Below are 11,873 nucleotides of genomic sequence, written 5' to 3'. Positions count from 1 at the left end.
GCGGCCCTACGCCGTCGGCGCCCGGACCACGACGACCGTGCACGGTGCGTGCTCGGTGCAGTGCCGGCTCACGGAACCGAGCAGGGTCGCGGCGACGCCACTGCGGCCGCGGTTGCCGACGACCAGCAGGTCCGCCCCGCGGGCCCGCCGCGGCAGGATCTCCGAGGGGTCGCCCGACTCGACGATCTGACGGATCACCTGGTGACACCTGCCCCCGGCAGCGTCGGCGACCGCATCCGCGAGCATCTGCCGGGCCACTGAACCGAGTTCCCGGTCCACGGACGCAGGCGTCAGCCCATGCACCCACGGGAAGCCCCAGCAGATCACGGCCTCGACGACGGCACCGGTCGCGGCAGCCTGGCCGGCGGCCCAGCGGAGCGCGCACACGGACGAGGCGGACCCGTCGACGCCGACCACGATCCGCCGCTCGGCAGGAAGTGACGCGGCCATCGGAGACCTCGATCCGGACGGGGGAACGGCACGGCATGCTGCCGCTGTCCCTCCACCATGCCCGGCCGGTCCCGCGCCGGGCAGGGCCGTCCGGCCCCGTAGAGGTGCCCGTGCCGTCCTGGCGGGTGGACCGGCCGTCGGGGCAGGGTGGAGGTGTCCGCGCACCTGCCGGGTGGGTGCGCCGCCCCGGCATGTCGTCCTGGAGGTGATCGCCGTGACCGTCACCGATTCGTCGCCGGTACGGGTGGAGGCCGAACTCGACACCCCGCTCTCCCGCTGGCTCTGGCTGGTGAAGTGGATCCTGGTCATCCCGCACTGGATCGTCCTGGCGTTCCTCTGGGTGGCGTTCTTCCTGCTGACCGTGGTCGCGTTCTTCGCGATCCTTTTCACCGGGCGCTATCCGCGGGGGATCTTCGACTTCAACCTCGGTGTCCTGCGCTGGTCGTGGCGGGTGGCGTTCTACTCGTACGGAGCGCTCGGCACCGACCGGTACCCGCCGTTCGGTTTCGGGGAGCACCCCGAGTACCCGGCCCGGCTGGACATCGCCCCACCGGGCGAACTCTCGCGCGGCCTGGTGCTGGTGAAGTGGTGGCTGCTGGTGCTGCCGCACTACCTGGTGGTGGCGATCTTCGTCGGCAGTGCCCGCGAGGGCTGGGGCGGCGGCGGCCTGATCGGACTGCTCGCGCTGTTCGCCGGTGTCGCCCTCGCCGCCACCGCCCGCTACCCGGCCGGGATCTTCGACCTGCTGGTCGGCCTCAACCGCTGGGTGCTGCGGGTGGCCGCGTACGCGGCGCTGATGACGGACTCCTACCCGCCGTTCCGGCTGGACCAGGGCGGAACCGAGCCGGTGCCCGTCCCGGCCGGACGGCCGGATCCGTGACGGGGACGGCCACCCGCCCCACTGGGCTGACCGCGGCCGAGGCCGCCCGCCTGCTGGCGGAGCACGGTCCGAACCGGGTGGGCTCCGCGCCCCGCACACCGATCCGGTCCCGGGTGGCCGCCCAGCTGCGCGACCCGCTCGTTCTGGTGCTTCTCGCTGCCGTCGTCCTCACCGTGGTGACCGGCGACCACGCCGACGCGATCGTGATCGGCCTGGTCGTCGTGGTCAACACTGCCGTGGGCGTCGCCCAGGAGGTCCGCGCGGACACCGCGGTGGCCGCCCTCTCCACGCTCTCCGCCCCGGCGGCCAGGGTGCTCCGCGACGGCGGTGAACGCGAACTGCCGTCCGCCGAGCTGGTGCCCGGTGACGTGCTGTTGCTCTCGGAGGGCGACATCGTCCCCGCCGATGCCGCGCCGGTCGAATCCACCGCCCTGCTCGTGGACGAGTCCATGCTGACCGGCGAGTCCGTGCCGGTCGAGAAGGACGCGGCGGTGCCCTCGGCGCGCCTCGCCGCCGGCACGGTGGTGGTCCGAGGTCGCGCGGTGGCCGTGGTGACCGCCACCGGCCAGGACAGTGCCCTCGGCCGGATCGCCGCCTCGCTCCACCCGCGGCCCCGCCTCACACCGCTGCAGCAGCGCCTGGCCGGACTCGGCCGGGTCCTCGCCCTGGTGACGGTCGTGCTCTGCCTGGTGGTCTTCGTGCTCGGCCTGGCCCGCGGCCAGGCCCTGGAAGCCATGGCCGTCACCGCGATCAGTCTGGCCGTGGCGGCCGTCCCCGAGTCGCTCCCCGCGGTCGTCACGCTCGCCCTGGCCATCGGCGCACGCCGGATGGCGGCCCGCCGCGCGATCGTCCGCCGCCTCCCCGCCGTCGAGACCCTCGGCTCGGTGACGCTGCTCGCGACCGACAAGACGGGAACCCTCACCGAGGGCCGGATGACCCTCGAACGGCTCTGGGGCCCGGGATGGGAGGCCACCGTGACCGGGCCCGGGGACCGGCCCGAGGGCGAGCTCCTGGTCGAACCCGCAGCCGGGCGGGCAGCCGCCGTGGCGCTGCTGCGGACGGCTGCGCTGTGCAACGACGCCTCGCTGCGGCCCCCGGTGGCCGCGGACGGCCGCTGGACACTCCTCGGCGACCCGACCGAGGCGGCCCTGCTCGTCGCCGCCGTGAAGGCCGGACTCGACCCGGCCGGTCTGGCACGGCACAGCCCCAGGGTGTCGGAGGAGCCGTTCGACAGCCTCCGCAAGCGGATGGCCACCGTCCACCGGGCGGGTTCCGGCCCACTGGAGATCTGCCTCAAGGGCGCGCCCGAGGCCGTCCTGGACCCGGCAGTGCTGGACGCGAGCCCGGAGCTGCTGGCCTCCGCGTCGCAGCAGGCGGCCCGGCTCGCCGCCCGGGGATATCGCGTCCTGGCCGTGGCCAGCGCCTTGCGGGACGCCCCCGGCCCCACGGAGTCCGGCCTCCGGCTGCTCGGCCTGGTGGGCCTCGCCGATCCGCCCAAGCCCGCGGCGGCGGCCACGCTGGCGGCCTGCCGGAGGGCCGGCATCACACCCGTCCTCATCACCGGTGACCACCCGGCCACCGCCCGTGCGATCGCCCGGCGTGTCGGACTGCTGGACCATGCCGACCGGGCCGCTGCCGTCGCCGCCGGAGGCGACCGTGCCGCCGGAGCCGTCCCGGATCTCACGGCCGTCCGGGTCTTCGCCCGGACGGACCCGCAGCAGAAGCTCGACATCGTCCGGGCGTGGCAGGCACGTGGCGCCGTCACCGCGATGACCGGCGACGGCGTCAACGACGGTCCGGCCCTGCAACAGGCGGACATCGGTGTCGCCATGGGGCGTCGAGGCACCGAAGTCGCCCGCCAGGCCGCCGACCTGGTCCTCGCCGACGACGAACTCGCCACGCTGGTGGCGGCGGTCGAGGAGGGCCGCCGCGTCTACGACAACATTCGGCGTTTCCTCCTGTACGCCCTCGCGGGCGGTGTCGCGGAGATCCTGGTCATGCTGCTCGGCCCGCTGCTCGGGCTCGCGCTGCCACTCCGCGCGGGCCAGATCCTCTGGATCAATCTCCTCACCCACGGGCTGACCGGTGTGGCGGTCGGTGCCGAGCCGGTCTCCGAGCAGGCGATGCGGCGGCCGCCGCGGTCCCCGCGCGAGCATGTGCTGGCCGGGGGCTCTGGCAGGGTGTCCTCGGACTGGGCGCCGTGGTCACGGCCGTCAGCCTGGCCACCGCGGTGTGGGCGCGGGCCGCCGGGGCGCCGTGGCAGAGCGTGCTGTTCCTCGCTCTGCTGGCCGCTCAGCTCGGGGTAGTGCTGGGCTTGCGGGAGCGGCTGGTGACCAGTGCCAACCCCTTCCTGCCGCTGGCTGTCGCGGGGTCAGCCGGTCTGGCGCTCGCGGCGTTGTACCTGCCGGTTCTCCAGGACGTCCTGCTGACCGAGCCACTGGCGTTGCCGGAGATCGGCGCGGCGGCGCTCGCGGGCGTGGTCGGTTTCACGGCGGCCAGGGTCGGCGGGCGCGGCCGGATCCTTCCCGCCGGGCGGTCGGACCGGGTCGGCCCGCCTCGCGGGGCTGGGGGCTGAGCGCCTCACGGTCCGTGGCGGCCGTGGCCGGCCGCGACCCGGCGGGCGTGGGCGACGATCTCGGCGGCCGCGTGCTCGCTCACGCCGAGTGCGTGTTGGAGACGGTGCTCGCTCCAGCCGTGCCGGGCGAGGAGCACGGGCAGCGGGTGGTGCGCGGTCTCCTCGACGGCGGGCCGGGGTGCAACCGCGGGCGCGGGTACGGGTGCCGGGGCCTCGGGAACGGCAGCCGGGTGGCGGCGCCGCACGAGCGCCCGGCGCAGCTCGTCCGCGCCCCAGACGACGATCGGGAACGGCAGCACGACGGCCAGCTGGGCCGGGCCGAGGGAGGCGGTACCGAAGATGCCCTGCAGCCACGGCAGGTAGACGATCACGGCGGCGAAGGCGAGCGAGAAGCCGATCCCGGCCAGCAGGTGGCGGTTGCCGAGGACACCGACGGACCACAGGGAGGCCCGGTCGGTGCGGGCCGCGAACGCGGTGCCGATCTGGCAGAAGACGATGCCGAGCCAGGCCACGGTGGTGGCCTGCCGGTAGGCCAGGTGCAGGGCGGTGCCGGGTCCGGTCGGATCGCCCGGGTGCCATCCGGCCGCGCCGAGCGTCAGCAGGAACCCGGCCATCACCAGGCAGGCCGAGATCAGCCCGAGGAATCCCCACGCCCGGGCCAGCATCCGGGCCTGGATCACCTTCTCGCCGCGTGGGCGGGGCGGGCGGTCCATCAGACCCGGCTCACCACGCTCGCGTCCGAGGGCGAGCGCGGGCAGGGTGTCCGTGCCGAGGTCGACGGCGAGGATCTGCATCACCGTGAGCGGCAGCGGGATCGCCCCGCCGGCGAGGGCGAAGACCAGGAACGGCACGACCTCGGGGACGGCGTGGGCGAAGATGTACACGATGAACTTGCGGATGTTGTCGTACGTCCGCCGCCCGGCCTCCACCGCCGCGACGATGGTGGCGAAGTTGTCGTCGGTGAGCACCATGGTCGCGGCCTCGCGGGCGACATCCGTGCCGGAGCGTCCCATGGCGACCCCGATGTCGGCGCTGCGCAGGGCGGGCGCGTCGTTGACGCCGTCGCCGGTCATCGCGACCGTCTGCCCCTCGGCCCGCAGCGCGTCGGCGATCCGCAGTTTGGCCTCGGGGGAGGTGCGGGCGAAGATCACCTCCTCGCCGCGGGCCAGCAGGGTGTCCAACCGCTCGTCGCTCAGCGACGCGAGTTCCGTACCGGTGACGATGCGTGAGCCGCGGTGGCCGATCCCGACCTGGCCGGCCACCGCCGCCGCGGTCATGCCGTTGTCACCGGTGACGACGTGCACGGTGATCCCGGCCCGGTGGGCCAGCCCGATGGCGTGGGCGACCTCCGCACGGGGCGGGTCCGCCATGGCCACGACGCCGAGCAGGCACAGGTCCCGCTCCGCGTCCTCCCGTCGGACGGGCGGGAGCCGGCCCGGTGGCAGCACGCGGCGGGCGACGGCCAGGACGCGCAGGCCGCGCGCCGCAAGGGCGCCCACGGCCTGCACCGCCGCCGTCCGGTCGGCGGGGGTGAGCGGTCGTTCCCGGCCGCGGTCGAGGAGCCGGCCGGCGTGGACGAGGACCTCCTCCGGCGCGCCCTTGGTGTGCAGCACGACCGTGTCGTCCACCGCATCGGCGGTTGTCATCAGCTTGATCCGCGGATCGAAACGGTACAGCGCCCGCCGGTCGAGGTCCCGCTGCCCGGGCCTGCACGGCGTACCGAGCAGGTCGGCCAGGTCGAGCAGAGCGGACTCCGTCGGGTCGGCGTGGCCGGCCTCCGGGTGGGCGGAGGTGCAGGTCGCCGCTGCCCGGGCCAGGACCCGGACGGCCTCGGGCAGCCCGGTCGGCTCCGGCGGCGGGTCGAGGGCCATCTCGCCGTCCGGTGTCCAGACGGCGGTCACCCGCATCCGGTTCTCGGTCAGTGTCCCGGTCTTGTCGGTGCACACCACCGTGGTCGATCCCAGGGTCTCGACGGCGGACAGCCGCTTGACGAGGGCGCCGCGCCGGGCGAGGTCGCGGACTCCCGCGGCGAGCGCCAGGGTGATGGTCGGGAGCAGGCCCTCGGGGACATTGGCGACCAACAGGCCGATGGCGAAGCTCACCGCGGCCGCGACCGACAGTCCGGCGGCCAGTCCGAGGGGCAGGAACGCGAGCCCCACGCCCACCGCGATGACCGCGATCAGCCGGGCGGCCCGTTTGACCTGGGCCTCCAGCGGACTCTCCTCGCGGCGGGTGCGCTGGCTGAGCGCAGCGATCCGTCCGAGCTCGGTGCGCATCCCGGTGGCGGTGACGGTTGCCTCGCCCTGGCCGCCGGTGCAGACCGTTCCGGAGAAGAGCAGGTCCCTGGCCTGCAGGAGGTCCCCATCGGTGTCCACGAGATCCGCCGAACGGAACACCGGCTCGGACTCGCCGGTCAGCGCGGACAGGTCGACCTCCACGCCACCGGACAGTAGCCGGGCGTCCGCGGAGATCCCCCGCCCTCCTCGATCACCAGCACGTCGCCGGGGACGAGCGCGACGGCCTCGACGTCCCGCCGCACCCCGTCACGGAGCACGGTCGCCTGCTCGGGAAGGAACTCCGCCAAGGCCTCCACGGCCTTCTCGGCCTGCTGTTCCTGGGCGAAGGCCAGCATGGCGTTCAGCACGATCACGGCCACGATCGCCACGGCCAGCGCCGGGGCCCCGCTCACCGCGGCCAGGACGGCGGCCAGTGCCAGCAGGAGGGCCAGCGGGTGGGTGAACTGCCGGGCGAGTTCCCGCGGCCATCGGCGCCCGCCGCGCCGGGTGAGGGTGTTCGGGCCGTGCACGGTCAGTCGGCGGGCCGCCTCGCGCTCGGTGAGGCCCCGGGGCGACGTCCGCAGGTCCCGGAGGAGCAGCTCGATCCCCTCGCGCGGGTCGAGGGCGCCGGTCCGGTCCCGCTCGGCGGGGTCGTCCTGCCGCAGGGCTCCGGGCGTGCTCATGCGCCCGGCCGGGGCACCGTGATCACCGGGCACCGGGCCCGGTGCAGCAGCCCGTGCGGGACGGAGCCGAGGCGCATGCCGGTGAACCCGCCGCGTCCCCGGCGTCCCACGACGACCGCGAGCGCGTGCCGGGAGGCCTCGGCCAGTTCCTCCACCGGATGCCCGCGGACCACCTCGTGGGTCACCTCCACGTCCGGGTACGCGGCGCCGTGGCCGGCCGTGGTCTCCGCCAACAACCGTCGGAGGGTCTGCAGGGCGGTGGCCTCGTCGACGTGCGCGATCAGCTGCGACGGCCACACCCAGACGGCCCGCAGGGCCGCGCCCCGCCGGGCCGCCAGGTCGAAGGCGCAGTCCACCGCCGCGGCGGACGACGGGCTGCCGTCGACGCCGACCACCAGGTAGGGCTGGTCCTGGGTGGTGTGCTCGGGCGCGCGCACGACCACGACGGGGCACGCCGCCTGGGCCGCCACGGGCACCGTCACCGAGTAGGCGCTGAGGTACTCCTCCGTGCGGGACAGTCCGCGGGAGCCGAGCACCACGAAGGAGGCCTCCGCGGACGCCCGGCACAGCACCTTGGCCGGGCTGCCCTCCACCAGGGTGCCCGCCACCTCCAGCCCGGGGTGCCGTTCGCCCACGAGGACGGCGGCCTGGTCGAGGACCTCCCTGCCGTTCCGCCGCAACCGCTGGTGCAGCCGTCCTTCCAGCCCGTCCAGGTCGTGCAGCGCCACCGTGACGGCGTGGATCAGGCCGAGCGGCAGACCCCGGCGCGCCGCCTCGTCGGCGGCCCACACCGTGGCGAGCAGGCCCGGTTCCCGGCCGTCGACGCCGAGGATGACGGGGTGTCGCGTGCTGGCGGACGTCATGGCTCCTCCACCGGTCCGTGCGGCGGGGCGGACCTCCCGCCGCGCCCCCACCGTAGGCACATGTCCCGGCGGGCAGGCAGGGCCGAGGGGCCCAGGGGCCAGGGCCGGTCAGAGGTCCTGCGCGGGACTGCGGGACTCTCGCCGCCGCGTGGCGCCGCAGCCCATCGTGGAGGTACGGAGGCGGATGACCGGTGCTCCCGCGCCGGCCCCCTCCCACCGGGGGAAGGCAAGGAGGTCCCGTCATGCCTGCGTCGCCGATGACACTCGCCGATGTGAGGCTGCTCGCGGCCGCCGCGGGCGCCGCGCCGTCGCTGCACAACAGCCAGCCCTGGAGGTTCCGGCCGACGGCCGGTTGCCGGGGTGTGGAGGTCTGGGCCGACCGCTCCCGTGCCGTGCCGGTCACCGACCCGGTGGGACGGGCGATGAGCATCTCGGTCGGTGCGGCGCTGCTGAATCTCCGCCTGGCCGCCGGGCATCTCGGCCGGTCGGCGGTGGTCAGGCTGCTGCCGGACGAGACCCGTCCGGACCTGCTCGCCACCGTCGGGCTGGCTCAGGCCGCGCACGAGCCCGTCGAGGAGCTGTACGCCGCGATCGTGCACCGCCACTCCACCCGCCGGCCGTTCGCCAACCGCGACGTCCCGGAGCGCGTGCTCGGGGAGTTGATCGCCGCGGCACACGCCGAGGGCGTGATCCTCGCGCCGCTGGAGGAGGCCGGGGTCCGACGGGTGCTGGCCCTGACCGCCGAGGCCGAGGCACGGATCGAGGCGGACGTGGCACGGCAGGCCGAGACCCGTAGCTGGCTGCGGTTGGAGAAGCCGGCTGCCGACGGTATCCCGGCGTCGGCCCTGGGGCCGCTGGATCACGATGCACGGGTGCCGATGCGCAGCTTCACCGGGAGCCGCCCCGCCATGGCGACCGAGCGGTTCGAGGCCCTGCCGCAGCTGTGCACCGTCACCACACACGGCGACGACCCGGTGGACTGGCTGCGCGCCGGTCAGGCCCTGGAGCGGGCCTGGCTGGTGGCGACGGTCCGTGGTGTCCGGCTCTCCGTCCTGCACCAGGCGGTCGAGTGGCCGGACACCCGGGCCCTGTTGCGCGACCCCGAGGAGGGGCCGGGCCACGTGCAGTTGGTGGTGAGGTTGGGCTACGGCCCGCCCGGGCCGGCCACACCCCGGCGCCCGGTGTCGGAGATCCTCGACCTCTCCGGCTTCCCGGTGATGCCCGATGCGAGGTGATCCGGCTTCACCGGCGGATGCTCGGGCACCTGCGTCAGGGCGCGAAGGTGTGGAGCTGCTCGGACGGGTCTGCCGGCGGTGCGGCCTCGGTACCGTCCTCGTGCGCGTAGTGGTGCAGGATCGTGTCCGGCCCCGGGAACAGCAGCGTGGTGCGGCCACTCTCCGACCAGAGCACGTCCCACGGCGGGGTGCCGTCCGCGTGATGGAGCGCGACGATCTTCCCGTCGCGGTCGTGCACGCCCGTGAAGGTACCCCGGACGATGACCCGGTCCCCGACCTCGGCTCTCATGATCGCCTCCCGTTGCTCCGGACCCGGACGGCCGAACGGGCCCGTCCCCGCCTCCAGCGCACCAGAACCCTGCCGCCGGTGCGAGGGCCGGACGGTCACGGCACACAGGGCCGGGTGGGCCGCGCGCCCGCCCGGCGGACAACCCGCTCGGACCGCTCTGTTCGCGGCCCCGGCCGGAGCGGAGCAGCGTGGAGGACGACCGACCGGAAACGAGGTGGTGCGGGGTGACCGCGAACAGCACGTCCGCCCGCGTGGTGGTGGGAATCGACGGCTCGCCGTCGTCCGAGGAGGCCCTGCGCTGGGCGCTGCGCCATGCCTCGTCGACCGGGGCCGTCGTCGATGCGGTGGGAGCCTGGGAGGCCACCCCCTGTTCGCGGGCCCCACGGTGGTCGAACCCACGTTGGAGGCCGAGACCGCACGCGAGCGCTTCGCCGGGGAGCTCCGACGGGTCCTCGCGGAGGCGCCGTCGGTCGAGGTCCGCGAACGCCTGGTGCGCGGCAACGCGGCCGACGTCCTGCTCGCAGCGGCCGAAGGTGCTGACCTCCTGGTGGTCGGCAGCCGGGGGCGTGGCACCTTCGCCCGCGCTCTCCTCGGCTCGGTCAGCCAGCGATGCGCCATGCACGCGCCCTGCCCGGTGGTGATCGTCCGGCCGCCGGTCTGATCCCGGTCACGCGCTGCGGTCCCCGCTCTGCTCGGCGAGGGACGCAGCGATCCGCTCGGCCCACGCCGTGACGTCCGCCCAGTTCCGGTGGTCGCCGTACCGCCCGCCCATGGCCCGGAACACGAGCCGTCCCGCCGGCGGCCAGTGCCCGCGTGCCACCGCACCGGCGAAGTTGCGGTGCCCGCGCACTTCCAAGGCGCGGGCCCCGGCCGGCCGGTCCGCCGCTCGCGCGTCCCGCAGCCGGCGCAGCAGGCGGGCCGTGCGGGGGCCGAAGGCGCTGCCGCGGTCGCCGAGCAGGCCGACGCTGAACAGCCAGACCGGATGCCGGCCGAGGGGCACGGTACTGCGCCGCAGGAACTCCTCGGCGGCGGGCAGCCAACGGCCGTCGTGCACGGCACTGCCGAGGACGGCGGCGTCGTAGCCGTCCACCACGATGTCCGGACCCAACGGCACCAGGGTCACCCGGTGGCCGAAACGGCGGGAAAGTACCGCGGCGATGTGCTCCGCCACTCCCCGGGTGGAGCCATGTGCGCCGGCGTAGCCGATCAGGACCTCCATGATTCGCCTCCGCACCGTTGGCCCGACACCCTCAGCACAGCGCACCTCGGCTGCTCGCATCAGGGCCGCTCGACCTCGGGTCCGGGGCGAGTGGCCCTGTCGTCGCGCCGCGGACCGGCGGAGCCTGGAGGGTGCAGGCCGGGTCGGCCGGGCCCGGCGCCGGAGACGAGGAGATCCGCCGTGAAGACCCGGAGAATTCTGGTCGCGTACGGGAGCAAGCACGGGGCCACCGCCGGCATCGCCGACGAGATCGGCCGGACGCTCACCGAGGACGGCTTCGAGACCAGCGTCGTCCCCGCCGGGAAGGTGCGGGACGTGACCGGCTTCGACGCCGTCGTCCTGGGCAGTGCGCTCTACGCGGGGCACTGGCAGCACGACGCGCTGGCCTGCGCCCGCCACAACGCCGATGCGCTGGCGCAGCGTCCGGTCTGGCTGTTCAGCAGCGGGCCGGTGGACAGTTCGGCGGAGCAGCACGACATCCCTCCGGTGCGCGGTGCCTCGAAGGAGATGAAGCGCCTGCACGCCCGCGGCCACGTCACGTTCGGCGGCAGCATGACCGCCGAGACGCCGGGGTTCATCGCCCACAGCCTCGTCAAGCACGGCAAGGGCGGCGACTTCCGCAACCCGGAGCGCATCCGGGAGTGGGCCCACGGGATCGCCCGGGAGTTGCAGCCGGAGGGCGCCGGTCCGGCGACCGCTCCCTGACGGAGCGGGCCGATCTGCCGCCGAGGAGGAGCATCATGTCGACTGCGTCCGCACCACAGCGACGCCAGGTCCCGCGTACCCCGGCCCTGCGGCACCTGCGGTGCGCCGCAGGCCTGGAGCACAATCCGCTCTGCCGGCACGTCGACCGGGCGCGCAGCCGGCTGGTGCTGGCCGCGGTGGTCGCGTTGGCCCTCTCGGTGGCGGCATCCACGGTGGTGGCGCTGGTGCTCCTGCACGGGATGCGGGCGGGCGCGGCGGAGACGGCGCGGCACCGGCACCAGGTGACGGCGACGACGACGGCTGCACCGACGGGCGGGGCCGTCCAGGGCGTCGCCGCCGGCGCGCAGGCCGTCTGGTCCTACCCTGCCGGGCACCGGGACACCGGGGTCATCGAGGTGCCGAACGGCGCGCCCGTCGGCGCCGATGTCCGGATCTGGGTGGACGACAGCGGCGCTCAGGCGCCTGCGCCGTCCAGCGCAGGCGAGCTCGAGGTGTCCGCCTCCGTCTACGGACTGGCGGCGTTCTGCGGGATGACCGCGGCGGCGGGTGGGGCCTACCTGCTGCGCCGGAGCGGCATCGAGCGCGCGGCCGCCCGCGGCTGGGAGGCGGAGTGGACGGATGTGGAGCCCGTGTGGTCGCGGCGAAGCCGGCCGGGGGTCCGGCGGACCAGTGACCGCCGGGGCGCCGACGTCCTGCCG

Annotated in this window: 9 protein-coding genes and 3 pseudogenes; 6 read left to right on the top strand and 6 right to left on the bottom strand. The window is 75.1% G+C overall.

Annotated elements, in window-relative coordinates; translation table 11 throughout:
* Positions 1-6 precede the first annotated feature (6 nt).
* Complete coding sequence (locus ABEB13_RS07890; RefSeq protein ID WP_345704880.1) at positions 7-450, bottom strand: universal stress protein; 444 nt, start codon at positions 448-450, stop codon at positions 7-9.
* A gap of 214 nt (positions 451-664) precedes the next feature.
* Between ABEB13_RS07890 and ABEB13_RS07885 the strand changes: the two genes are divergently transcribed.
* Together ABEB13_RS07885 and ABEB13_RS07880 are read left to right on the top strand one after the other, a co-directional pair.
* Entirely contained in the window at positions 665-1,330 is a 666-nt protein-coding gene (locus ABEB13_RS07885; protein WP_345704879.1) for a DUF4389 domain-containing protein, read from the top strand.
* Positions 1,327-3,905 (top strand): annotated as a pseudogene (locus ABEB13_RS07880) (cation-translocating P-type ATPase). The gene ABEB13_RS07885 and the pseudogene ABEB13_RS07880 overlap by 4 nt, the downstream one beginning before the upstream one ends.
* A 5-nt stretch (positions 3,906-3,910) precedes the next feature.
* Here ABEB13_RS07880 and ABEB13_RS07870 read toward each other — a convergent pair.
* Genes ABEB13_RS07870 through ABEB13_RS07860 form a run of 3 tightly spaced genes read right to left on the bottom strand, consistent with a single transcriptional unit; the run spans position 3,911 to position 7,727 of the window.
* Entirely contained in the window at positions 3,911-6,343 is a 2,433-nt protein-coding gene (locus ABEB13_RS07870; protein WP_345704875.1) for a cation-translocating P-type ATPase, read from the bottom strand.
* Entirely contained in the window at positions 6,319-6,864 is a 546-nt protein-coding gene (locus ABEB13_RS07865; protein WP_345704874.1) for a cation-transporting P-type ATPase, read from the bottom strand. Before ABEB13_RS07865 ends, ABEB13_RS07870 begins: the two co-directional genes overlap by 25 nt.
* A complete protein-coding gene (locus ABEB13_RS07860; protein WP_345704873.1) occupies positions 6,861-7,727 on the bottom strand; it encodes a universal stress protein in 867 nt (288 codons plus the stop codon). The genes ABEB13_RS07865 and ABEB13_RS07860 overlap by 4 nt, the downstream gene beginning before the upstream one ends.
* Before the next feature lie 242 nt (positions 7,728-7,969).
* Here ABEB13_RS07860 and ABEB13_RS07855 point away from each other — a divergent pair, with 242 nt between their 5' ends.
* On the top strand, positions 7,970-8,962 hold the full coding sequence (locus ABEB13_RS07855) for an Acg family FMN-binding oxidoreductase (protein WP_345704872.1): 993 nt from the start codon (positions 7,970-7,972) through the stop codon (positions 8,960-8,962).
* A 34-nt stretch (positions 8,963-8,996) separates the two neighbouring features.
* Here ABEB13_RS07855 and ABEB13_RS07850 read toward each other — a convergent pair whose 3' ends face one another.
* Positions 8,997-9,251 carry a DUF1918 domain-containing protein gene (locus ABEB13_RS07850; protein WP_345704871.1) on the bottom strand — a complete coding sequence of 85 codons (255 nt, stop codon included), beginning with the start codon at positions 9,249-9,251 and terminating at the stop codon, positions 8,997-8,999.
* A gap of 251 nt (positions 9,252-9,502) precedes the next feature.
* Here ABEB13_RS07850 and ABEB13_RS07845 point away from each other — a divergent pair.
* A pseudogene (locus tag ABEB13_RS07845) lies at positions 9,503-9,912 on the top strand (universal stress protein).
* A 6-nt stretch (positions 9,913-9,918) separates the two neighbouring features.
* Here the strand turns inward: ABEB13_RS07845 and ABEB13_RS07840 are convergent.
* Positions 9,919-10,470, bottom strand: a complete 552-nt coding sequence (locus ABEB13_RS07840; protein WP_345704869.1) for a flavodoxin domain-containing protein — start codon at positions 10,468-10,470, stop codon at positions 9,919-9,921.
* Between the two features lie 180 nt (positions 10,471-10,650).
* Between ABEB13_RS07840 and ABEB13_RS07835 the strand changes: the two genes are divergently transcribed.
* Together ABEB13_RS07835 and ABEB13_RS40390 are read left to right on the top strand one after the other, a co-directional pair.
* Positions 10,651-11,175: a flavodoxin domain-containing protein gene (locus ABEB13_RS07835; protein WP_345704868.1), complete on the top strand. Its 525-nt coding sequence runs from the start codon at positions 10,651-10,653 to the stop codon at positions 11,173-11,175.
* Between the two features lie 35 nt (positions 11,176-11,210).
* Positions 11,211-11,792 (top strand): annotated as a pseudogene (locus tag ABEB13_RS40390) (Rv1733c family protein); the annotation flags it as partial.
* Positions 11,793-11,873: the final 81 nt, after the last annotated feature.

Source organism: Kitasatospora paranensis, from assembly GCF_039544005.1.
Lineage (GTDB): Bacteria > Actinomycetota > Actinomycetes > Streptomycetales > Streptomycetaceae > Kitasatospora > Kitasatospora paranensis.
This window is presented reverse-complemented; position numbering and strand designations above follow the sequence as displayed.

Excerpts from the sequence above, each read along its gene's own strand:
- ABEB13_RS07840 (WP_345704869.1), bottom strand. The coding sequence starts at position 10,470 with ATGGAGGTCCTGATCGGCTACGCCGGCGCACATGGCTCCACCCGGGGA.
- ABEB13_RS07860 (WP_345704873.1), bottom strand. The coding sequence starts at position 7,727 with ATGACGTCCGCCAGCACGCGACACCCCGTCATCCTCGGCGTCGACGGC.
- ABEB13_RS07890 (WP_345704880.1), bottom strand. The coding sequence starts at position 450 with ATGGCCGCGTCACTTCCTGCCGAGCGGCGGATCGTGGTCGGCGTCGAC.
- ABEB13_RS07865 (WP_345704874.1), bottom strand. The coding sequence starts at position 6,864 with ATGAGCACGCCCGGAGCCCTGCGGCAGGACGACCCCGCCGAGCGGGAC.
- ABEB13_RS07855 (WP_345704872.1), top strand. The coding sequence starts at position 7,970 with ATGCCTGCGTCGCCGATGACACTCGCCGATGTGAGGCTGCTCGCGGCC.
- ABEB13_RS07850 (WP_345704871.1), bottom strand. The coding sequence starts at position 9,251 with ATGAGAGCCGAGGTCGGGGACCGGGTCATCGTCCGGGGTACCTTCACG.